Source organism: Alcaligenes sp. SDU_A2, assembly GCF_038237375.1.
Classification (GTDB): Bacteria; Pseudomonadota; Gammaproteobacteria; order Burkholderiales; family Burkholderiaceae_B; genus Alcaligenes.
This window is the reverse complement of sequence record NZ_CP151273.1, coordinates 2,488,571-2,510,567: the sequence shown is the minus strand read 5'-3', so window position 1 is coordinate 2,510,567 and position 21,997 is coordinate 2,488,571. Positions and strand designations below refer to the sequence as shown.

Genomic DNA, 21,997 nt, shown 5'->3' with positions numbered 1-21,997 from the left:
TTGCCTAGGCAATAACTGATATGCATGCAATAGGCTGTCAGTTGGCCGGCAAAGCGGTGATCGTCCTATGCAAGCAAGCCAGCGCCCGAGTGCGCAGCGCAGTTCTTTTTTGATCGGCTTGGCGCTGGCCGGGTGTGGTTCCATTCTGTTCTCGGCCAAGGCGATCGTAGCTAAGCTGACCTATCAATACGATGTGACGGCGTTGACTGTCATCGGTTTTCGTATGTTGCTGTCTCTGCCGTTTTTTCTGGCCATCGCGTTCTGGCAGGTGCGCAAGGTGCGCCGCGGCGAACTCAAAGCCCTGACCGGCCGCCAGCGGCTGGAGTTGGTTGGCCTGGGGTTTATCGGCTACTATCTGGCCAGTCTGCTCGATTTTATCGGTCTGGAATATATTTCGGCCGGTCTGGAGCGGCTGATTCTGTTTCTGTCCCCCACTTTCGTGCTTTTGTTTTCGGCTGTTTTCCTGAAGCGCGCCATCTTGCCTAAACAATGGCTGGCGCTGGCCCTGTCTTATCTGGGCGTCAGCCTGGTGTTTGTGCAAGACTTGAGTCTGTCTGGCGATAATGTGCTGCTGGGAGCTCTGTGCGTGCTGGGCTCGGCCATCTCGTATGCCGCCTATCTGATCGGTTCCGGGGAACTGCTCAAATCCATTGGCTCTACGCGCCTGGTGGCCTACGCCATGTCGTATTCGGCGGTGTATACCTTACTGCATTTTTTTGGCGTGTTCGGTTGGGAGGGGCTGATTCAGCCGGCGCAGGTCTATGGCCTGTCCTTGATCCATGCCGTGTTCAATACGGTTTTACCTACTTTTATGACCATGTGGGCCGTGGAGCGTATCGGCGCGCCCATGAGCGCGCAGATGGGCTTGGTCGGGCCGGTGTCGGTCCTGTTTTTGGCTAACTGGTTTCTGGACGAGCCGATCACGGCCATGCAATTGTTGGGCACAGCCTTTGTCTTGAGCGGGGCGATGGTGTTGAGCCGCCGCAAGACCTGAATTCGCAAAAGGGCAGGGGCCGTCCAATGGAAAACGGCTCTGGGGCCTTACTGCGGGTTTGGCGGTGCCGGGCGAAGGGCGCCACCGGGCTGCGGGTGGCGTATTGACGCGCCGGCGGCTTCTACACGTTTATTTTCCGTTCGAGATGCGCCCTTCGATTTCATCACGATGCACGTCGTAGGTGGCGAAACCGGCCAGGTTGTCCGGCATGCTCAGTCTGTCTTTGTGCATCAGCGTGTGGCGTATATCTTCTAGACCGCTGCGCCAGTGTTCTTTCATGGTCTGACGGCCGAACTGGTAGTCCTTGTAGTGTTGTTCGTAGGGTTGGTTGCGGTAGATCAGGTGGATGACGTTGTAGCGTTTGTTGTTGGCCATTTCCTCGGCCAGCCTGCAGGGCAGGAAGTCTTTGCGTTGTTCTTCGGGGATGGCTTCCAGCAGGCGGCCCAGCACGTGACGCATGTACTGGGAGCGGCGCATGTCCTCGGTCACCATGCGGGTACGGCTGGAATAACGGATTTCGTTGATCCGGTCGCTGACTTCGCTCATGTTGGTGGGCACCGGGCCGCGCGCGCTCCACAGATCCACCTGGAACACCAAGGTGTCGCGGCGCGGCGACTGGTCCAGCACATAGGACAGGGGGGTATTGGAGACCAGGCCGCCGTCCCAATAGTATTGGCCATCGATCTCTACAGGGGCGAAGGCGGGCGGCAAGGCCCCCGAGGCCATGAAATGTTCGGCCCGCAACGTGCTGCTGTGGTTGTCGAAATACACGAAGTTGCCCGTGCCCACGTTAACTGCGCCCACGGAAATACGCTGGCGCTGATCGTTGATCAGGTCAAAATCGCACAAGCGCTCCAGCGTGTCTTTCAGGGCCGAGGTGTCGTAGTAGCTGGCCGCTTCGGCCAGGCCCGGCGTGTTTTGCGGCGGAGGCGGAAAGCGGGGCCGGAAAAAACCGTTCTGGCCCATGAAAAGCGCGCTGCTGGCGTTCCAGGCACCAATGGCTTCGCGCATGACATCGTTGATGCCGAACAGGGTTTTTTCCATGAAGCCGGGTGCCGGCATGCCGTAATAGGGTTGGCAGATGGTGTCCCAGAATTCACGCAGGCGCTCGACGCGTCGTTCGGGCGGATTGCCGGCGATGATGGCCGTGTTCAGCGCGCCGATCGAGATGCCGGACAGGCAGTCCGGTTCGATACCTGCTTCTTGCAGGCCTTGGTAGACGCCGGCCTGGTAGGCTCCCAAGGCACCGCCGCCTTGCAGCACCAGTGCGACGGTTTCGTAGGGTGGCAGGTCTTTGGGGCGGGCAAAAGAAGACATGGCGTGTTCCAGCAGATCGGGCTTGGTCTGGGCATTCATGGCGTGGCTCTAGCGGTAAAGAGGGCTCATGGGAGGCGGCGTCGGTACGCCGCGTGCTGCACTGCAACAAGAATAGCATCGTCCAGATGGATCTCTGATGACGAAAGTGCAAAGTTGCGTCAAGTGTCCTGGGGCGGGGCCTGCAAGTGTTGCGCAAAGGCGGCGAGTACGTCGCTGCGGTAGCGTTCTTTAGGCAGCACGACGGACAGCCGGCGTTTCAGGTCCAGAAAAGGGGTGTGCAGTATGCGTAGACGGCCATTGGCGACGGCATCCACCGTGGCGGCCTGTGGCAGGCAGGCCAGGCCCAAGCCGGCAATCACGGCTTGTTTTATGGCTTCGACCTGGCCCAGTTCCATCAAGATATGGCCCGCGGGTAGAACGCTGAGCGCCTGCTCGGTCTGAGCGCGCGAGGCCGAACCCCGTTCGCGCATGATCCAGCTTGCGCCGGCAAAGTCTCGTTGGCTCAGCCGGGGTTTGGCGGCCAGGGCGTGGTCGGGAGCGGCGCAAACCACGAGGGCATCGTCGCGCCAGTGCCAGGTTTCCAACTGTGGGTGGTTGACAGGGCCTTCTACGCAGGCAATGTCGCAGCGATGCTCCAGTAGGCGGTTAACAATTTCCGCAGTGTTTTCTACCGATACGTGCAGAGAAACACGCGGATGCAGGCGCACAAAGTTGCCCACCAGATCGCCGATCAGATAGTTACCCACCGTATTGCTGGCACCGATACGAATTTCGCCGCGTAGTTCGCTTTGATCGTGTTGGCTTTGCATTTCACGCAGGCGTTCCAGAATTTCCCGGGCCTGGGGCAAGAGCTGTTTTCCCCGGCTGGTCAATTGCATGCGGCCGGGTGTGCGCTCGAATAACGGGCAGTCCAGCTGTTTTTCCAATTCGGACAAGGCCATGCTGGCAGCCGGCTGGGAAAGGTGGATGCTCTGCGCGCAGGCGCGCACCGTGCCCAGGGTGGCGATGCCGACAAAAACTTCAAGTTGTCTGATGCTGATCGCGTTCATGATCAATAAAATTGATACTTACGATAAGTAATAATGAATTTTTTTATAGAAGGGGTCAATCTAAAATTACTTTCAATTATTAAAAAATGGGAATGCGATCATGAGCAGCACCACAAATGCCGTATTAAGCCGCTCCGGCGCGGCGGCCACTCACTCCGGCGAACCCGTGAAACCATCGCGTTGGTGGGGGTTCATGCTGTCCCTGGCCGTAGGCGTGGTGGCTTTGGGCCTGGGCCAGTATTGGCCGCTGATCGGCGGGCCGGTGTTTGCCATTGTGTTGGGCATGGTGGTGCGCAATATGATTGGTGTCGCGCCTGTTTTTCGTCCTGGTCTGCAATTCTCCTCCAAAATTTTATTGCAGTGGTCCATTATCGGCCTGGGTTTCGGCTTGAGTCTGCCGCAGGTAATGCGTACCGGCATGGACTCCCTGGCGGTGACGCTGGTGACTTTATCGGTCGCTTTTGTGGCGGCCTACGTGCTGGGGCGCTTGCTGGGCATTCCGTCCAAGCTGCGCACCTTGATCGGCGTGGGTACGGCGATCTGCGGCGGTTCGGCTATTGCGGCGGTCACGCCTATCATTCGGCCCCAGGAGCACGAAACGGCGCTGGCAATTTCCACGATCTTTATCTTCAATATTCTGGCCGTGCTGATCTTTCCGGTGGCCGGCCACATGATGAACATGTCCGATGCCGGTTTCGGCGTCTGGGCGGGCACGGCCATCAACGACACCTCGTCTGTGGTGGCGGCCGGTTACAGTTACAGCAATCAGGCCGGCGATCACGCGACGATCGTGAAGCTGACGCGCGCCACCTTGATCATTCCTATCTGCCTGATTCTGACGGGGCTGGAAATCTGGCGTTCGCGTCAGGATGGCCGCGACTTTGATCTGATGCGCGTGTTTCCCTGGTTCATTTTGTGGTTCATCGTCGCTTCGGCCTTGCGTTCCCTGGGGCTGGTTCCGGTGGAATGGCTTGAGCCGCTACGCTGGACGGCTCAGTTTCTGATGGTGTTGGCGCTGGCGGCCATCGGCCTGTCCTCGGACCTGAAAATCATGGCGCGAGCCGGTGTGCGGCCTGCTTTGCTGGGGCTGGGCGTGTGGGCGGCGGTCTCGGTCAGCAGCTTGATCGTGCAGCGCTGGATGGGGATCTGGTAAAAAAACCGGCGCATGCGCCGGTTCGGAAAGAGCGGGGGTTTAGAAAAACCAGGAGCCGGGGCTGCGTTGCAGCGCGACCCCGACGATATACACAAAAATTGCCACCGCCAACACAGCCGCCCAAGCGCGGCTCTGTGCCGTTTTGCCACGTTTGATGCCATAGCTGCCGACCACGATGTAGACCACCAGCAGCACGATTTTAGTGATTAGCCAGGGTTGGCCGGCGGCGGCACCCAGCATGGCGGCCAGGGCCAGACCACAGGCCAGTAGCACCGTATCGATGACATGGGGGGCGATGCGCACGAAGCGGTTCTGCAAAAGAGCGGAGCCGTTGACTGACCAGAAGGCCCGGATGATGAAGAACAGGATGCTCAGCGCGGCTGCGCTGACGTGCAAATGCTTGATGGTCATGTAAGTCATGCCTGCGTGTCCTTGTAGTGGTTGGGTAAGCAAAAGGGCTTGCAGCAGTATACGCAAGCCCTTTCTGGAGCTAGTCTGCCTGCATTCAGATTCTTGGCCGGGCTGCCGGTTCCCTTGTCTGGCTTAAAAACGATTGACTGGCAGTTTCAGGTAGATCTGGCCGTTGTCTTCGGCGCGCGGAAAGTGACCGGCACGGATATTGACCTGGATGGAGGGCAGAATCAGGCGTGGCATTCCCAGCGTTGTGTCGCGGGCCTGGCGCAAAGCACAAAATTCTGCCTGGCTGATGCCATCGTGTACATGGATATTGTCGGATTTTTGCTGGGCTACGGTGCAACTGTAACGGGGGGATCGTCCTACGGGCGGGTAGTCGTGACACATGAACAGCACGGTGTCGTCGGGCAAGGCAAGCAGGCGTTGGATGGATTGGTATAACTGCTCGGCGCTGCCGCCGGGAAAGTCGCAGCGCGCCGTGCCCACATCGGGCAGGAACAGCGTGTCGCCCACGAACACGCCCAGGCCCTGGACGTGGTAAGCCATGTCGGCGGGTGTGTGTCCGGGGACGTGCAGGGCCTGGACGTGCAGGGCTCCGATCTGAAACTGTTCCAGGTCCTTGAACAGCACGTCGAAAGGCGTGCCGTCCGCCTTGATCTCTGCTTCTATATTGAAGATATGGCTAAAGACCGCCTGGACCTGGCGGATGTGGTCGCCGATGGCGATCTGGCCGCCTAACTGTTCCTGCAGCCAGACAGCGGCCGAAAGGTGGTCGGCATGGGCATGGGTTTCCAGTATCCATTGCACGCGCAGATCGCGTTCGCGCACGAAATCGACGATGCGTTGGGCTGACGTCGTCCGGCTGCGGCCTGCAGCCGGGTCGTAGTCCAGCACGGAGTCGATGATGGCACATTCCTGCTGGCCATCGGCATAGACCACATACGAGAATGTGGACGTATCCGGGTCGAAGAAGCTGGCGACCTGTGCATGCGGCATGACGTACCTCTTATGTAAATTAAAAATATATTATATAATAATATATATTGTGTTTTGGTTAATTGATATGACTCAACCCGATCTGCAGGCTTTGCGCCTGGTCGCCGATCAGGCCAGCAACTTGCTGCGCAAGCTGGCCAACCCCGATCGTTTGCTTATTTTATGCACCTTGGTGCAGGGCGAGTGCAATGTGGGTGAACTGGCACAGCGCAGCGGCATAGGCCAGCCCACTTTGTCGCAGCAATTGACGGTATTGCGCCGCGAAGGGCTGATTGCCGGGCGCAAGGACGGCAAGTTCGTGTATTACCGCCTGGAGCACCCGGATGTTCTGGCGGTGATGCAAACCTTATATGGCATTTTCTGCGAGCAAGGAGGCACGCATGATTCAGATTGATTGGGCTTCGTTTACGCCCTGGAGCGCACTGTTGGGCGGTGCCCTGATCGGTGCGGCCGCAGCGGCACTGGTTTTGTTTAATGGCCGCGTGTTCGGCATATCCGGGCTGCTGTCCGGAGTCTGGAGCGGCGCGCGCGGCGACCGAGGCTGGCGCTGGATGGCCTTGCTAGGGCTGGCGGCATCTCCTTGGCTGTATCAGTGGGCAGGGCACAGCGTAGTGGTGCCAAGCGGGCCTGCCTGGTGGCTGGTGCTGGCAGCCGGCCTGCTGGTGGGGTTTGGGACGCGCTTGGGTTCGGGCTGCACCAGTGGCCACGGCGTATGCGGCCTGTCCCGCTTGTCGCCCCGTTCGCTGGTGGCCACTCTGGCCTTTATGGCCAGCGGATTTCTGACGGTGTATGTGGTCCGTCATTTGATCTAAGGAGTTATTCGTGAATTACCTTATTGCTTTGCTCAGCGGGCTGGTCTTTGGCCTGGGGCTATTGGTGTCGGGGCTGGCCAATCCTTCCAAAGTGCTGGGTTTTCTGGATCTGGCCGGTGCCTGGGACCCCTCGTTGGGTTTGGTCATGGCGGCGGCGATTGCCGTTGCGATCGTGCCGTTCACCCTGGCCAAGCGGCGCACATGCACCTACCTGACCGGGCAAACCATGCAGTTGCCGAGCAGTCGCCGGATCGATAAACCCTTGGTCGTGGGGGCGCTGATTTTTGGAGCGGGCTGGGGGCTGGCCGGTTTCTGCCCCGGTCCGGCAGTGGTGCTGGCTGCGTCCGGCGCACCGCTGGCGATTCTGTTTTTTGTGGCCATGCTGGCGGGCATGTGGCTGGCCGAGCGGGTGCGAACTTGATTGTTCGTGCGGCGGTGGCGGCATTTTTCGGATGTCGCCACTTTAGCCCAAATGCGTGCTGGGGGCCGGTACGTGTTCGGGTTCCATATCGACCAGGCCCTGCAAAATACCGCAGTGCTCCAGCCCGCCCGCCTGGCCGCAGCGGTGGCGCAGCTCTTTTAGTTGTTGTTGCAGGTGCTCCAGTTCGCGCAGGCGGATGGATACATGCTCGATGTGTTCGTCCAGCAGACAGTTCACCGGTTCGCAGTCCTGCGCGGGGCCGTCCATAAAGGCCAGTAGGGCGCGGATTTCTTCGTGTGTCATGTCCAGGCTGCGGCAGTTGCGGATAAAACGCAGTCGCTCCAGATGCACGCTGCGGTATTGCCGGTAGTTTCCTTCGCTGCGCTCGGGCGCGGGCAGCAGGCCGACTTTTTCGTAGTACCGTATGGTTTCAGTGTTGCAGTGGCTTTTTTGTGCCAGTTCGCCGATTTTCATGAATACGCTCCTTGGGGCTTGACCTTGTAGTTACTTTAGGCTTTCTACTGTGGGCATGCAAGAAAGCAAGGAGCTGCAATGACTTCTTTGGATAAGGCCACGGCAGTCTGCCCCGCAAATGGGGGGACCAAGGATGAGCACATACACGATCACGCCCATGATCACGCACACGAACATGCACACGATCATGGACACGTACCAGAACAGGCTGTAGCGAGCTGCTGCGCCGCGCCTTTGGCGGCACCCGCATTGGCTTTGGCAGCCAGCACGCCTACTCGTCTGGTGGTGCATATTGCTGACATGGATTGCCCGGCCGAAGAGAATATGATTCGCTCGGGCCTGAAGCGCGTGCCGCAGGTAAGCCGTTTAGGCTTTGATTTGATGCAGCGCGTGTTGACGGTCGATCATGCCGATGGGGCGCGTGAGACAGTTCTGCAGGCGCTGCGCGGATTGGGCTTTCAGCCTCGCATGGCCCAGGATGCGCCGGCACCGGCGATGCCGGCGCGTCAGGGGCTGGTGCGCATTGTCGCTGCCGTGGTGCTGGCCTTGGGGGCTGAGATCAGCCACTGGCTGGGGGTGCCCGAGTGGCTGGTGATCGTTTTGTCGCTGGCCGCCATTCTGGCGGGGGGTGTGCAGGTCTACAAAAAAGGCTGGATAGCCTTGCGCAACGGCCAGCTCAACATTAATGCTTTGATGAGCATTGCCGTGACGGGGGCGGTGGTCTTGGCCCAGTGGCCCGAGGCGGCGATGGTCATGTCCTTGTTCAGCCTGGCCGAATGGATAGAGGCGCGTTCGCTGGATCGCGCCCGGCATGCCGTGGATGGCTTGCTCAAACTGGTGCCCGACGATGTGCTGGCCAGCGCGGATGGTCAGGGCTGGAGCCGTATGCCAGCCAGTCAGGTTCAGGCCGGCTGGTCGGTGCGTGTGGCTCCGGGCGAACGTTTCGGGCTGGATGGGCAGGTTGTGGACGGCATCAGTGCCGTCAATCAGGCACCGATTACGGGCGAGAGCGCGCCGGTGGACAAAGGGCCGGGCGACGAGGTCTTTGCCGGCACGGTGAATGGCATGGGCGAACTGGTTTACCGGGTGTCTGCCGGACACGATGGCACTTTGCTGGCCCGTATCACCCGCTCGGTGCAAGAGGCGCAGGCCAATAAGGCTCCGATTCAGCGCTTTGTCGATCAGTTTTCGCGCATCTACACGCCCTTGGTGGTGGCGGCGGCTGTCCTGATGGCTATTGCCTTACCTTTAGTGTGGGGGCTGAGTTGGTCCGAGTCCGTCTATCGGGCCTTGGTGTTGCTGGTTATTGCCTGCCCGTGCGCATTGGTGATTTCCACGCCGGTCGCTGTGGTCAGCGCACTGGCCAGCACGGCGCGGGCCGGTATTCTGGTCAAGGGCGGCGTGTACCTGGAGCGTGCGCGTCAACTGCGCTATCTGGCGGTCGACAAGACCGGCACCCTGACGCTGGGCCAGCCCTCGTTGGATCAGTATGGCAGCTTGCGGGATGGTCTGGATAGTGAGCAGGCCCTGGCACTGGCGGTGGCCTTGGCCGAACGGTCCGACCACCCGGCCTCTCAGGCCATTGCGCGTGGCCGGCATGGGGCGGCGCAAAGTGGGCTGGAGCAGTTCGAGGCGATTGCCGGGCATGGCGTGCAGGCGATGGGGGCGCAAGGCCAACTGCGACTGGGTAAGCGCAGTTGGGTGCTGGATGATGCGCAGCCAGCTGCGCTGAGTCAGGCCGAGCAGCAGGCGCAGGAAAACGGTGCCAGCATGGTGTACTTGGGTGATGGCAAGGGCTTGCTGGCGTGGTTCGCGGTGCTGGATACGTTGCGCCCGACGACGCAACAGGCTATTGCCGATTTGCAACAGCAAGGCGTGCAAGTGGAAATCTTGTCGGGTGATCACGAACACGCGGTCCGACACATTGCCCGGCAAGCCGGGATTGCCGATTACCGGGCTGGATTGCTGCCGCAGGATAAGCTGGAGCGCATCGAGCAGCGTCAGGGGCAGGGTTTGGTGGCGATGGTGGGCGATGGCATCAACGATGCGCCCGCCTTGGCGCGGGCCGATGTGGGTATTGCCATGGGGGCGTTGGGATCGGATATTGCCATCGAGACGGCAGACGTTGCCTTGATGGACGATGATCTGGGCAAGATCGCCTTGCTGATGCGCCGCTCCCGGGCCTTGCACCGGGTTTTGTGGCAAAACATCAGTCTGGCGCTGGGGATTAAAGCTGTCTTTCTGGTGCTGGCGTTAAGTGGGCAGGCTACGATGTGGATGGCCGTGTTCGCGGATGTGGGGGCCAGCCTTTTGGTGGTGCTCAATAGTTTGCGCCTGCTGCGCGCCCGATCCTGAGCGCCGGTCCAGCCCTTTGCCGGCATGCCGCAAGGGGCTGGTCTTGTACAGACTGCGCCCCGGTGCAAGCAGATGTGAATAGTATTAACATGTCATGATCATATTTAAGTCCCGGCCCCCAAGGAGCCTGCGCAGACCGGCAGGCCGGTCGGGGCGCGCAAGGACAGATACATGATTGCACTTCTGGAAGCGGGGCGGGCCGGGCTCCTGGGGCGGAGTCACTGGGTAAGCAATATACTGGCCGGGCTGATCGTGGGCATTGTTGCCTTGCCGCTGGCGATGGCTTTTGCCATTGCCTCGGGAGTCAAGCCGGAGCAGGGGCTGTATACCGCGATTGTCGCCGGCTTGGCCGTCTCCATACTGGGTGGCAGCCGGGTGCAGATTGCCGGTCCCACCGGCGCGTTCATTGTCATTTTGTCGGGGGTTGTGGCTCAGCACGGTGTGGCCGGCTTGCAGATCGCGACCCTGATGGCCGGCGTGATTTTGCTGCTTCTGGGCTTGTTGCGGCTGGGCGCGGTCATCCGTTTTATTCCCGATCCTGTCATCGTGGGTTTCACCGCAGGTATAGGCGTGATTATCTGGGTGGGGCAATGGCGCGATTTTTTTGGCTTGCCGGCGGTTCAGGGACAACACTTTCACGAAAAACTCTGGTTTCTGCTGCAAAATCTGCCTGCTCTGGATCTGGCCACGACAGGCTTGGGTGCCTTGTCCCTGGCGATTTTGTTGATCGTGCCACGCTTTAGGGGAATGGCGCGTGTGCCGGCCCCCCTGGTGGCTCTGGTGTTGGTGACCGTAGTGCAGGCCATATTTCGCTTCGATTCGGTGGCTACCATTGGCTCCAGCTTTGGTGCCTTGCCCACCGGTTTGCCCTCGTTTCAGTGGCCGCAGATTACTTTGACCCGGGTAGTGGAGTTGATAGGGCCGGCTTTTGCCATCGCCATGCTGGGGGCGATCGAGTCTTTGTTGTCGGCGGTGGTGGCCGACTCCATGACCGGTAGCCGGCACGATTCCAATCAGGAACTGGTCGGTCAGGGTGTGGCCAATATGCTGGCACCCTTGTTCGGCGGTATTGCTGCGACCGGAGCCATCGCGCGCACGGCGACGAATATCCGCAATGGCGGCAACAGTCCGTTGGCTGGTATTGTTCATGCGGTCTTTCTCGTACTGGTGTTGTTGCTGCTGGCACCGCTGGCGTCCTATATCCCCTTGACGGTGTTGTCGGCCATTCTGTTTGTGGTGGCCTGGAATATGAGCCAGGCCACTCTGGTGCTTCGCCTGCAGCGTCGCTTGCCTGCAGCCGATCTGTTGATTCTGTGGGTGACGTTTGCCCTGACTGTCTTTGCCGATCTGGTGGTGGCGGTCAATATCGGGGTGGTGCTGGCCATGTTGTATGTGCTCAAGCGTACATCGGATGGCGTGCGGGTCCGGGCGCTGGAGGGGCGCGATCTGTTGCGTGTGCTGGATGTAACGCCGGACCAGGCGCTGCGCGAGGATGTGTGCGTGCTGGCCTTGGAGGGGCCGTACTTTTTTGCCAGCGTGGAGGCGGTCAACCATGCCTTGCAGACGTTGCCCCAGTCCTCGCGGGCCGTGATTCTGCGTCTGAACTACGTCCCCTTTGTGGATGCCACGGCTTTGCAGGCTTTGGAGGCCGCGTTGGCCGATTTGGCCCGGCGCGGTATTCCTATGGCCTTGTGCGAGGCTAACGAGCGGGTGCTGCGCAAGGTGCGCCGCATGGGCTTGCTGCAAGCGGTGCATGGCCGCCGAATTTACGATACCGTGACCGACGCCTGGCTAAGCGTGGCGGCCGATCTGGAGCAGCAGGAACAGCAAGCCGCGTAAAGTGTCCCGCACGGTAGCGGTGCGGGACATGCTTGAACTATGGCTTGCAGCCGTGCGGGATGCGGCTTTAGGAGTCGACGCGCGGATTATGGGCCGCGCCAGGGTATTGGGTCCCGTGCTGGGACAAGTAGTCGCGTATCAGTTGGCGCACGACCTGCGATGGGGTCAGGTCCTGTTGTCGGCACAAGGTCTCGAAGGCTTTTTTCTTGGCCGGATCGATCAGCACGGTCAGCCGGGCGGTCTTGCTTTCCATGACGCCTCAGCGAATTTGCTTGAATTCGTCGTTGCCCATGAAGGCATAGCGCAAGGCGTCGATCAGGGCGATGCAGTAGGCCAGCGGTGCCCAGATGACGAACAGCACCAGAAAGACCAAGCCCCAGCCTATCTGCCCCAGATAGAAGCGATGCGCGCCGACCCAACCCAGAAACACAGCCAGCACGATTGCGATCTTGCGATGGTTGGTGGGGCGCTCCAGCTCGTCTTTTTTGGCGCTGGCAATCCATAGCACCAGTGGGATGGTAATGATCAGCGCCAACAGGGCTTTGCCCCAGTGTTCGGTCAGGTACAGACGCAGTTCCAGCATCATGCTGGCGAAGTCATCGACGATAAAGCCCAGATAGGAAAACAGCTCGCGCAGCACGGCCTCGCCAAAGGTCAGGCCCAGCAATACAAGCAGGAAAATGGCAATGCCCAGGATGATTTTTTGCAACATGGTGATTCCATCAAAAAAGAGTGTCAGTGCGCGCGCGCTTGCCGGACAGCTTGTTCCCAGCCAAGCATCAAGGTCTGGGCCTGGTCGCGGGACATGGTCGGTTCAAAAATACGTTCGCATCGCCAGAGCGCGGCGATTTCGTTCAAGTCTTTATACAGTCCCACGCCCAGTCCCGCCAGGTAGGCGGCACCCAGAGCCGTGGTTTCGATATTGGCCGGACGCACCACAGGCAGGCCCAGCAGATCGGCCTGAAACTGCATAAGCAGGTTGTTGGCGCAGGCCCCGCCGTCTACGCGTAGTTCCTGCAGCGGCTGGCCTTCGTCGGCTTGCACATCACGGTTCATGGCTTGTAGAACGGCGGCGCTTTGGTAGGCAATGCTGTCCAGAGCGGCGCGTGCGATATGCGCCATTGTGGTGGAGCGGGTCAGCCCGGTGATCGCGCCGCGTGCTTGGGCATCCCAGTAGGGGGCTCCCAGACCGGTAAAGGCCGGCACCAGATGCACGCCTTGTGCGTCTGGCACGCTGCGGGCCAGGGCTTCGACTTGGGCGCTGTGCTCGAAGGCCCCCAGGCCGTCACGCATCCATTGCACCACGGCACCGCCGATAAAGACGCTGCCTTCCAGCGCGTAGGCGGGTGTGTCGTCATGGCGGGCGGCACAGGTGCCGATCAGGCCATTGTGGGAGACCGGGGGGCGGGAGCCACAATGCATCAGTAAAAAGCAGCCCGTGCCGTAAGTGTTTTTGGCCATGCCCGCCCGTGTGCAGGCCTGGCCGAACAGGGCGCTTTGCTGGTCGCCGGCCACGCCGCAGATGGGGATGGGGCCGCCCAGCAACGCCGGATCACAGTCGCCAAAATGGTGTGCCGACGGGCGTACCTGCGGCAAGATGGCGGCCGGAATGTCAAATAGCGCCAGTAGTTCGGCGTCCCATTGTTGGGCATGGATATTGAACAGCAGCGTGCGCGAGGCGTTGCTGATGTCAGTGGCATGGACAGCGCCGGCGGTCAGATGCCAGATCAGCCAGCTATCCACGGTGCCGAAGGCCAGCTCGCCGCGTTGGGCTCGTTCGCGGGCACCGGGGATGGAGTCGAGCAGCCAGCGAAGCTTGGAGGCCGAAAAGTAGGCGTCAATCGGCAGGCCGGTGCGGGCGGTCACGAATGCTTCCTGGCCTTGTGCGCGCAGGCGGGCGCAAAGGTCTTCGGCACGCCGGTCTTGCCAGACAATGGCCGGGTGCAAGGCCTGGCCGGTGCGGCGATCCCAGAGCAGGGTGGTTTCGCGCTGATTGGTGATGCCGATGGCGCTGATGTCCGCCGCCGTCAGGCCGGCCTGACGCAAAGCCTGGCGGGCGGTGTCCAGTTGGGTGTCCAGGATGTTCTGCGGATCGTGTTCGACCCAGTCGCTGTGTGGAAAATACTGGCGTGTTTCCTGCTGGGCCTGGGCCAGGATCTGGCCCTGGGCCGAGACAACGAGGCTTCGGGAGCTGGAGGTGCCCTGGTCGAGAGCAAGGATGAATGTCATGCTGGTTCGGCGTTCAAAGCAAAGCAGCCCACAGTGTACCGGCAGCCGGCCGGCTCTGCGCGCCTGGAATGGTGTGTCGCCTGATGCTCAAAGCGCCAAGTTTCGCTGCAAGGTGCAGGGCAAGCGGTTAAAATAAGGGTAAATCCTGACCTGAAGCGGCCAGATCCCGGCAATTGCCGGTTTGGGCCCTGCCAATTCATACATGAGCACACGAACTTCACCACTGTTGACCGACAGGACGCAAATGCTGGGCGCGCTGGCGCGCACGACTCAAGCCGATATCGTGGTGGTGGGCGGCGGGGCGACGGGCCTGGGGATTGCTTTGGATGCTGCCTTGCGCGGCCTTAAAGTCGTGGTGCTGGAAGCCTGGGACTTTGCCAAAGGTACCTCGTCGCGGGCGACCAAGCTGGTGCATGGCGGTGTGCGTTATCTGGCCCAGGGCAATATTTCCCTGGTGCGCGAAGCCCTGCACGAACGTACGCATTTGCTGCACAATGCGCCGCATTTGGCCCAGCCTTTGCCCTTTGTCATGCCCAGCTATAAATGTTGGGAAACGCCGTTCTATGGCTTGGGTCTGATGGCCTACGATGCGCTGGCCGGCCGCGAGGGCTTGGGCAGCACGCAGTTTCTCGGGGCCAGCCGGGTGCGCCAGTTGCTGCCCGGTGCCCGTTGGGATGGGCTTAAAGGGGGGGTGAAGTACTGGGACGGTCAGTTTGACGATGCCCGGCTTGCCTTGGCTTTGGCCCGCACCGCCGCTGTGCATGGCGCTTTATTAATCAATTACTGTCCGGTGACCGAAATTTTGCACCGCGACGGGCGCGTCAGCGGCGTGCTCTGCCAGGACAGGGAAACAGGGCAGGATTATGTGCTGCAAAGCCCCTGTGTCGTGAATGCAACAGGCGTCTGGGTGGATGGCCTGCGCGAACAGGATGGACGAGAAAGCGGACATCAGGCCCGCCCGATGGTGGCCCCCAGTCAAGGGGTGCATCTGGTCGTGGACCAGGATTTTCTGCCGGGTGAACACGCTTTGTTGGTGCCACGCACGCGCGATGGTCGTGTGTTGTTTGCGGTGCCCTGGTTGGGCAAGTTGATTCTGGGTACGACCGACACGCCTCGTCAGGACGTGCCGCTGGAACCAAAGCCTTTGCGCCAGGAAGTCGATTTTATTTTGTCCGAGGCTGCGCACTACTTGCAGAAAGCGCCCCAGGAACAGGATGTGCGCAGTGTCTGGGTAGGGTTGCGTCCTTTGGTGCGGCCGGTTCAGGGCGAGGGGGCAGCGGGCAGCACGCAGTCCATCAGCCGAGAACACACCGTATTGCTCAGTCAAAGTGGACTGGTTACGGTTACGGGCGGCAAATGGACGACTTACCGGGCCATGGCCCAGGACGTTCTCGAGCAGTGTGAAAAAGCGGGGCTGGTCGGCAAGCTGCCAGCATGCAGCACAGTCGAACAGCGTTTGGTCGGCGCTTCGCATTCGGCTGCGCGGCGTTCGTTGGGTCGTGTGCCTGGGGTGGAGGCGTATGGCAGCGAATCGGATTGGGTCAAGGCCTTGCCAGGTGCCGATGTCGAGCTGGCCCCGGGTTTAACCCAGGCCATGGTGGTGTTCGCCTGTCGTTACGAATATGCACGCACGGTCGAAGACATGCTGGCGCGGCGCTCCCGGCTACTGTTTTTGGATGCGGCATTGGCCCAGCGTGTGGCCCCGACTGTGGCGCAGTTGATGCAGACTGAAACCGGCCACGATCCCGAATTAGGCGCGTTTCTGGAGTTGGCCCGTCAATACGCCGTGCTGCCGAGCGCCTGAACAGTCTCTTTCTTATTCAAAAAAAGTCCGGGCGGCGTCAAAACGCTTGGCGAAATAGGGATTGTCCAGAGAGTCGATCCGTACCCGTCCGCCGCTGGATGGGGCGTTGATGAACTGGTTGTTGCCGATATAAATACCCACATGCGAATTGGGTTTTCCCAGCGTATTGAAAAACACCAGGTCGCCGGGGCGCAGATGCTTGCGGCTGACCGAACGGCTGGCTCCTGCCTGCGCCGAGGTGTTGCGTGGAATGGGTGAGCTGGAGGCTTCCTGACTAAATACGTAATGAACCAGACCGCTGCAGTCAAAGCCGGTGGCCGGTTCGCGCCCGCCATAGCGGTAAGGCGTGTCCAGTAGCGTCATGGCTGACAGCACCACGGCGGGACGGCGCTCTGCATGCACGCTGATGGGCTGGCGCGACAGGGACGAATCCGGTGGTGTGCTGGCGCACGCGGACAGCAGAATCAGCAGCGTAATCGCGATTAGCCGTTGCATAAAAGCAGCAGGGTTCATAAGTGGTTACAAACTTGCAAGGCAATATGGGAACCTTTCGGTGCTGTCTGCATTATGCCGATATTCCGTTGTTTTTGCGTGGGTGACGCAAAAAAGCCCATAGGCTGAAGGGCTTAGGATTTATATCTGGTGTACTAAAACATGTTTCTATGACAGCCGTATTGATCTCTATCACGTAACATCCAGTTTTATATCTACAACATTAAGTGAGCATCTGATAAGATTCAGTCTGCAAATGATACATTTAATGCATATTTTTCACCGTGTTCATGTCGATGTCGTATTGTTTCGCGGCTCGATAGGCAGGAAAAAAACGCGACTGCAGAGTATGTTTCGCTGTTTTTCAGGATGGCGTTACGTATTTTTGTAACATTTAGAGCGCTAAATGTTGTTTGTTACAAGAAATTGGTTGGTTAACCAGTATTACAAGGAAAGGCTGCCATGCCCGTATCGGAAAATTCGCTGCTGAATGATATTCAGGAAGTCAATTTGTCGTACTTGCTGCTCGCGCAGCGTCTGCTTCGCGAGAACTTTTCCGCAGGAATGTTCCGCTTGGGATTCGATGCCGATGTGGCCGAAACCCTTTTGCGTTTATCACCGGCCCAGTTGGTCAAACTGGCCAGCTCCAGTTCGTTGATCTGCGGCTTTCGCTTTAATGATTACGATTTGCTCTCCACGCTGACCCAAAATGTGCTGGGTGGGGTGTTGCAGCAAGCCCACTCCACCATCCTGCTGTCGCAGCGAGCCACTGCCAGCCAGGCAGGCTGAGGTCAGGAACTCGATACGCGTTATGGCTACAAAAAGCGTCGCCAAAGAAGCCCAGGAAATCGGCCTGGCCTCCGAAATGATCGAACTGGGGGCGCGTTTGCAAGTACTGCAGGCCGAGACGTCTCTGAGTTACGACCGTCTTGCCCGCCTTTATCGGGAAGTCAAAGGTTGCTCGCCGCCCAAGGGCATGTTGCCGTTTTCGGTCGATTGGTTCATGACCTGGCTGCCCAATATCCACTCCAGTCTGTTCTACAGCATTTACCAGTACATGGTGGCCCATACGCCTTGCGATAAAAGCCAGGCGCTGGTCGAGGCCTATCGCCTGTATCTGGAACAGTCGGCGGCGGGACGGGTGGAGACGGTGCCTGATGACGAGCCGGTGCTCAGCTTTACGCGCGCCTGGATGCTGTTGCGCTTTTTTGACAGTGGTCTGCTGCAGTTGTCCCAGTGCGAGCGTTGCAAAGGCGGTTTCGTCGCCCATGCGCATGATCCCGAGGCCGGGTTCATCTGTGCCATCTGCCGTCCGCCGCCGCGCGCCGGCAAGACGCGCGCCAGCAAGGCGCGCAGCGGCCGCAAGGCCGAGTCTTCCCCAAAGCAAGCCCAACCGGCATCCGAACCTGCCCGCGCTCCGCGCCGGGCCCAGACGGCGTCTAAGCGCCAGCTTGAACCCGATGAGCCTGTGCAGGTCGGCTAAGGTGTCGACCAGGCGCAAATTGGCCATTCTGGCTTCTCTTGGTGTTCTCTGATGTGCGGGCGCAGCCGGAAGCGTCGATCTATACGGGAAAAAGCCCGTTGAAGTGGCGTTTTGGCCGGGGCACTTGCCGCCATCATTAGTTGCGTGTACTTGAAGAAGGCGTATCCGTGCTTATTCTGATTGGATATATCGTTGTTTTTGTTTCCGTGTTCGGGAGCTTCGTGGCTCTGGGCGGGCATCTGGGCGCCTTGTATCAGCCGTTTGAGCTGCTGCTGATCGGTGGCGCGGCCCTGGGTGCCTACTTTGCTTCCAATAGCGGCAAGTCCATCAAGCTGTTGGCCGGTGCTTTGCCGATTGCCTTTCGCAGCAGCCCTTATAACAAGCAGTTGTACATGCAATTGATGGGCATGATGTATGTCTTGCTCAACAAGGCGCGGCGCGATGGCATGATGTCCATCGAGGCGGACATCGAAAGTCCGGAGCAGAGCGCGATTTTTGCCGATTACCCGAATGTGGTGAAAGATCCCGTTCTGATGAACTTCATTGCGGACTATCTGCGCCTGATGATCAGCGGCAATATGAGCTCTTTCGAGATCGAAACCTTGATGGATCAGGATATCGAGACCTACGAGCATGAGCGTAACGTGCCGGCCCGCGCTTTGCGCGAGGTGGCCGATGCCTTGCCGGCCTTCGGTATCGTGGCGGCGGTGCTCGGTGTGGTCAAGGCGCTGGGGTCGGTGGATCAACCCCCGGCTGTGCTGGCCGATTTGATCTCCAAGGCGATGGTAGGCACTTTTCTGGGTATTTTGCTGGCTTACGGTTTTGTGGCACCGCTGGCGGCAACCATCGAGCGTCGCACCTCTGATTCGATCAAGGTGTTGGAGTGCATCAAAGTCACCTTGCTGGCCAATATGAATGGCTACCCGCCGCAGCTGGCGGTCGAATTTGGCCGAAAAGTGTTGTTTTCCACCGAGCGTCCGTCTTTCCAGGAGCTGGAAGAGCACGTGCGCCAGGCCCGTTCTGCGGGCGGTGGCACCCGCAAGGCCTGACCGGAATCTGCCATGAGCAATCATAAGGATCGGGTCATCATCCGTCGCAAGAAAAAGGCGCATGCCGAGCATCATGGCGGCAGTTGGAAGATTGCCTATGCGGACTTCATGACGGCCATGATGGCCTTTTTTCTCGTGATGTGGATTCTGACGCTGGTTCCCAAACAGGATCTTAAAGAAATCGCCGATTACTTCCGTATGCCGCTGATGGATGCCGTGAGCGGCGGCATGCAGGCCGATTTTTCCCGCAGCGTTATTCCGGGCGGGCAGCCCAGCTTGATTCCCAACCCTCATCCGGGTACGAACAATAGCGATGTTCGTGGCGACCGGGAGGATACCGAGCGGCTCGAAGACCTTAAATCCGCCTTGGAAGAGCTGATCCGTGTCGACCCCGTGCTTAAAGAGTTTCGGCCGCAATTATTGTTGGACATGACCCAGGACGGGCTGCGCATCCAGATTATCGACCGCCAGAGCCGCCCTATGTTTGCTACCGGCAGTGCGCTGGTGGAGTCCTATATGCGGGCTATTTTGCGTTCGCTCAGCCAGCCCCTGAATGAAATGCCCAATCGCATCCAGATTGCGGGGCACACGGATTCTTTGCAGTACGCCAGCGGCGAGCGTCAATACAGTAACTGGGAACTGTCCGCCGAACGAGCCAATGCGGCGCGTCAGGAGCTGGTGGCAGGTGGTCTGGCTGAAGCCAAGGTCAAGCAGGTGTTGGGTCTGGCCGATACCGTCAACCTGGTTAAAGATAACCCGGCAGCCGCCGTAAATCGACGCATCAGCCTGCTTGTGCTCAACAGTCGTGCTGAACGGCGTATTGATGAGCAGAACTCCAGCGGTTCCGAGGAGTTCGATCTGCGCGAGGCCATGCAGGAGCCGGAAGGGCCGATCAGTGTACGCATTCCCGGCCTGCCCGAATTGCCCAGCGCTTTGCCCGTCACGCCTTGAGTCCCGCGTAGATGGGCTGGATCTTTTGTTTACGATGTTCTAAGCCATTACCAAGAAGGAAGTGTTCATGAGCTCCGGCGTAGATCTGAGTCAGTTTTACGAAACCTTTTTCGATGAAGCCGATGAGCTGCTGGCCGATATGGAGCGTTTGCTTCTGGAGCTGGATCTGGATCAGCCTGATCGCGATCAGCTCAATGCGATTTTCCGGGCCGCCCACTCCATCAAGGGCGGGGCCGGCACGTTTGGCTGTTTTACCCAGTTGGCTGAGACCACGCACCTGCTCGAGAACCTGCTGGATCTGGTTCGCAACGGAGAGATGCAGCTGCGCAAGGACATGATCGATCTTTTTCTGGAAACCAAGGACGTGCTGACCGGACAAGTGACCGCTTACCGCGATGAACAAGAGCCCGACGAGCAGGCGTACCGGCGCATCTGCGAACAATTGCGGCAATTGGCCCTGGAGCAAAAGGGTATTTTGACCACCCAGACGCCGGTGGCGCAACCTGAGCCCGAATCTGAGCCAGAACCAGAACCAGAACCAGAACCGCAGCCTACCGCCGTGGACCAGGCCGGCTTGCCATTGTGGGTCTCGATGGGGCCGGTATCGGACAAGGATGCCCAGGCGCTGCAGCAGGAAATGGAGCTGATGGGCACCATCGTGCACCAGACCCGCGAAGGCCAGCGCCTGGATATTTGGCTGGAAACCACGGCGTCGGCGGACGACATCCAGGCGGTATGCTGCTTTGTGGTCAATGCTGATCAGGTGAGCGTCCAAGCCAGCGCCGCACCCGGTCAGGCCGTTGCCACGGCTCCCGTTGCGGCTCCAGTCAGTCAGGTAGTCGAACCACAAAGCGTGGTGGTGCCGGAACCTGCCGCCGTGCAGGCCGAGCCGCCTGCCGCTCCTGCTGCCGCCAAGCCTGCCGAAAAAACGGCTGAAAAGGCACCTGCCAAGCCGGCTGCAGCCAAAGAATCGGGCACCATACGCGTGGGCGTGGAAAAGGTGGACCAGATCATCAATCTGGTGGGCGAACTGGTCATTACCCAGGCCATGCTGGTGCAGACCGCCTCCACGCTGGACCCGGTGGTGCACGACAGATTGCTCAATGGTATCGAGCAGCTAGAGCGCAATGCCCGCGATCTGCAGGAGTCGGTCATGTCCATACGCATGATGCCGATGGATTATGTATTCAGTCGCTTTCCGCGCGTAGTGCGTGAAAGCGCCGCCCGCATGAACAAGCAGATACGGCTGGTCACCAAGGGACAGGCCACCGAGCTGGACAAGAGCCTGATCGAGCGCATTATCGATCCGCTCACGCATTTGGTGCGCAACAGTATCGATCACGGCATTGAAATGCCCGAAGATCGCATTGCCGCCGGTAAAGATGTGGAGGGCGTCCTGACCTTGTCAGCCCAGCATCAAGGCGGCCATATCATTATCGAAGTGGTGGACGATGGCGCAGGCTTGAACCGCGAAAAAATCCTTAAAAAAGCCATTTCTTCGGGCTTGCCTGTGACCGAAACCATGCCGGATGACGAGGTCTGGCAACTGATTTTCGCACCTGGCTTTTCCACCGCAGACAAGGTTACGGAAATTTCCGGCCGTGGCGTGGGCATGGACGTGGTGCGACGCAATATTCAGAGCATGGGCGGCCATGTGCAACTGTATTCGCGTGCTGGCGCAGGTACCACGACCCGCATCGTGTTGCCCTTGACCTTGGCGATTCTGGATGGGATGTCGGTTCAAGTGGGCAAGGAAGTGTTTATCCTGCCACTGGCCCACGTTACCGAGTCCATGCAGCCTACCCACGAGCAACTGCGGCGCGTATCGGAAACCGATCATGTCATGTTTGTGCGTGGCGAATACCTGCCCCTGATTGCGTTGCGCGATATTTTCTCGGTGAACGACGCCGAAGTGGATGTGACCCGCGCCATTGCCGTCATCTTGCAGGCCGAAGATATGCGCTTTGCCTTGTTGGTGGATCATCTTATTGGCCAGCACCAGGTGGTGGTCAAGAACCTGGAAGCCAACTATCGCAAAATTCCGGGGATTTCTGCTGCAACCATTCTTGGCGATGGCAGCGTAGCCCTGATTGTTGATGTATTTGCCTTACAGCGCCTGGCCCGCGATCGCGCCGCGGCGCTGGTCTGATCTATCCGGAGACATG

22 protein-coding genes are annotated in these 21,997 nt (G+C 59.5%); 13 read left to right on the top strand and 9 right to left on the bottom strand.

Annotated features, from left to right (window positions below):
• The first annotated feature begins 67 nt into the window (after window positions 1-67).
• Window positions 68-994: a DMT family transporter gene (locus tag AADW57_RS11695; RefSeq protein ID WP_341667077.1), complete on the top strand. Its 927-nt coding sequence runs from the start codon at window positions 68-70 to the stop codon at window positions 992-994.
• 129 nt (window positions 995-1,123) lie between these two features.
• On the opposite strand, the gene AADW57_RS11690 is transcribed toward AADW57_RS11695, so the two are convergent.
• Both AADW57_RS11690 and AADW57_RS11685 read right to left on the bottom strand, forming a co-directional pair.
• A complete protein-coding gene (locus tag AADW57_RS11690; protein ID WP_341669694.1) occupies window positions 1,124-2,311 on the bottom strand; it encodes a patatin-like phospholipase family protein in 1,188 nt (395 codons plus the stop codon).
• 158 nt (window positions 2,312-2,469) lie between these two features.
• Complete coding sequence (locus tag AADW57_RS11685) at window positions 2,470-3,360, bottom strand: LysR family transcriptional regulator (protein WP_341667076.1); 891 nt, start codon at window positions 3,358-3,360, stop codon at window positions 2,470-2,472.
• A gap of 100 nt (window positions 3,361-3,460) precedes the next feature.
• On the opposite strand from AADW57_RS11685, the gene AADW57_RS11680 reads away from it, so the two are divergent.
• Window positions 3,461-4,513 carry a YeiH family protein gene (locus AADW57_RS11680; protein WP_341667075.1) on the top strand — a complete coding sequence of 351 codons (1,053 nt, stop codon included), beginning with the start codon at window positions 3,461-3,463 and terminating at the stop codon, window positions 4,511-4,513.
• 39 nt (window positions 4,514-4,552) lie between these two features.
• On the opposite strand, the gene AADW57_RS11675 is transcribed toward AADW57_RS11680, so the two are convergent.
• Both AADW57_RS11675 and AADW57_RS11670 read right to left on the bottom strand, forming a co-directional pair.
• A complete protein-coding gene (locus AADW57_RS11675) occupies window positions 4,553-4,933 on the bottom strand; it encodes a SirB2 family protein (protein WP_341667074.1) in 381 nt (126 codons plus the stop codon).
• A 123-nt stretch (window positions 4,934-5,056) separates the two neighbouring features.
• A complete protein-coding gene (locus AADW57_RS11670; RefSeq protein ID WP_341667073.1) occupies window positions 5,057-5,923 on the bottom strand; it encodes an MBL fold metallo-hydrolase in 867 nt (288 codons plus the stop codon).
• Between the two features lie 67 nt (window positions 5,924-5,990).
• Here AADW57_RS11670 and AADW57_RS11665 point away from each other — a divergent pair, with 67 nt between their 5' ends.
• From AADW57_RS11665 to AADW57_RS11655, 3 genes are read left to right on the top strand one after another with little or no spacing between them, the layout of a single operon-like run.
• Window positions 5,991-6,317 carry an ArsR/SmtB family transcription factor gene (locus tag AADW57_RS11665; RefSeq protein WP_341667072.1) on the top strand — a complete coding sequence of 109 codons (327 nt, stop codon included), beginning with the start codon at window positions 5,991-5,993 and terminating at the stop codon, window positions 6,315-6,317.
• On the top strand, window positions 6,304-6,735 hold the full coding sequence (locus AADW57_RS11660; protein ID WP_445819144.1) for a YeeE/YedE family protein: 432 nt from the start codon (window positions 6,304-6,306) through the stop codon (window positions 6,733-6,735). The genes AADW57_RS11665 and AADW57_RS11660 overlap by 14 nt, the downstream gene beginning before the upstream one ends.
• Before the next feature lie 10 nt (window positions 6,736-6,745).
• The gene (locus AADW57_RS11655) at window positions 6,746-7,156 is read left to right on the top strand and encodes a DUF6691 family protein (RefSeq protein WP_341667071.1); all 411 of its coding nucleotides are present in this window, start codon (window positions 6,746-6,748) and stop codon (window positions 7,154-7,156) included.
• Between the two features lie 42 nt (window positions 7,157-7,198).
• On the opposite strand, the gene cadR is transcribed toward AADW57_RS11655, so the two are convergent.
• A complete protein-coding gene (cadR, locus tag AADW57_RS11650; protein ID WP_341667070.1) occupies window positions 7,199-7,630 on the bottom strand; it encodes a Cd(II)/Pb(II)-responsive transcriptional regulator in 432 nt (143 codons plus the stop codon).
• Window positions 7,631-7,708: 78 nt separating this feature from the next.
• Here cadR and AADW57_RS11645 point away from each other — a divergent pair, with 78 nt between their 5' ends.
• On the top strand, window positions 7,709-9,985 hold the full coding sequence (locus AADW57_RS11645; protein ID WP_341667069.1) for a heavy metal translocating P-type ATPase: 2,277 nt from the start codon (window positions 7,709-7,711) through the stop codon (window positions 9,983-9,985).
• Between the two features lie 171 nt (window positions 9,986-10,156).
• Window positions 10,157-11,824, top strand: a complete 1,668-nt coding sequence (locus AADW57_RS11640) for a SulP family inorganic anion transporter (RefSeq protein ID WP_341667068.1) — start codon at window positions 10,157-10,159, stop codon at window positions 11,822-11,824.
• Window positions 11,825-11,891: 67 nt separating this feature from the next.
• On the opposite strand, the gene AADW57_RS11635 is transcribed toward AADW57_RS11640, so the two are convergent.
• Genes AADW57_RS11635 through glpK form a run of 3 tightly spaced genes read right to left on the bottom strand, consistent with a single transcriptional unit; the run spans window position 11,892 to window position 14,053 of the window.
• Window positions 11,892-12,077: a CopG family transcriptional regulator gene (locus tag AADW57_RS11635; RefSeq protein WP_341667067.1), complete on the bottom strand. Its 186-nt coding sequence runs from the start codon at window positions 12,075-12,077 to the stop codon at window positions 11,892-11,894.
• A gap of 6 nt (window positions 12,078-12,083) precedes the next feature.
• The gene (locus tag AADW57_RS11630; RefSeq protein ID WP_341667066.1) at window positions 12,084-12,536 is read right to left on the bottom strand and encodes a TM2 domain-containing protein; all 453 of its coding nucleotides are present in this window, start codon (window positions 12,534-12,536) and stop codon (window positions 12,084-12,086) included.
• A gap of 23 nt (window positions 12,537-12,559) precedes the next feature.
• Complete coding sequence (glpK, locus tag AADW57_RS11625; protein WP_341667065.1) at window positions 12,560-14,053, bottom strand: glycerol kinase GlpK; 1,494 nt, start codon at window positions 14,051-14,053, stop codon at window positions 12,560-12,562.
• Window positions 14,054-14,255: 202 nt separating this feature from the next.
• Here glpK and AADW57_RS11620 point away from each other — a divergent pair, with 202 nt between their 5' ends.
• A complete protein-coding gene (locus AADW57_RS11620; RefSeq protein ID WP_341667064.1) occupies window positions 14,256-15,857 on the top strand; it encodes a glycerol-3-phosphate dehydrogenase/oxidase in 1,602 nt (533 codons plus the stop codon).
• A 12-nt stretch (window positions 15,858-15,869) separates the two neighbouring features.
• On the opposite strand, the gene AADW57_RS11615 is transcribed toward AADW57_RS11620, so the two are convergent.
• Entirely contained in the window at window positions 15,870-16,352 is a 483-nt protein-coding gene (locus AADW57_RS11615) for a C40 family peptidase (RefSeq protein ID WP_341667063.1), read from the bottom strand.
• Between the two features lie 459 nt (window positions 16,353-16,811).
• On the opposite strand from AADW57_RS11615, the gene flhD reads away from it, so the two are divergent.
• From flhD to cheA, 5 genes are all read left to right on the top strand, one after another.
• Complete coding sequence (gene flhD, locus AADW57_RS11610; protein WP_341667062.1) at window positions 16,812-17,138, top strand: flagellar transcriptional regulator FlhD; 327 nt, start codon at window positions 16,812-16,814, stop codon at window positions 17,136-17,138.
• A gap of 22 nt (window positions 17,139-17,160) precedes the next feature.
• Window positions 17,161-17,832 (top strand): flagellar transcriptional regulator FlhC, encoded by a 672-nt coding sequence (gene flhC, locus AADW57_RS11605; RefSeq protein ID WP_341667061.1) that lies wholly within the window; start codon window positions 17,161-17,163, stop codon window positions 17,830-17,832.
• Window positions 17,833-17,999: 167 nt separating this feature from the next.
• The gene (gene motA / locus AADW57_RS11600) at window positions 18,000-18,881 is read left to right on the top strand and encodes a flagellar motor stator protein MotA (protein ID WP_341667060.1); all 882 of its coding nucleotides are present in this window, start codon (window positions 18,000-18,002) and stop codon (window positions 18,879-18,881) included.
• 12 nt (window positions 18,882-18,893) lie between these two features.
• The gene (gene motB, locus AADW57_RS11595) at window positions 18,894-19,832 is read left to right on the top strand and encodes a flagellar motor protein MotB (RefSeq protein ID WP_341667059.1); all 939 of its coding nucleotides are present in this window, start codon (window positions 18,894-18,896) and stop codon (window positions 19,830-19,832) included.
• Between the two features lie 67 nt (window positions 19,833-19,899).
• Window positions 19,900-21,981, top strand: a complete 2,082-nt coding sequence (cheA, locus tag AADW57_RS11590) for a chemotaxis protein CheA (protein WP_341667058.1) — start codon at window positions 19,900-19,902, stop codon at window positions 21,979-21,981.
• The last annotated feature ends 16 nt before the right edge of the window (window positions 21,982-21,997 follow it).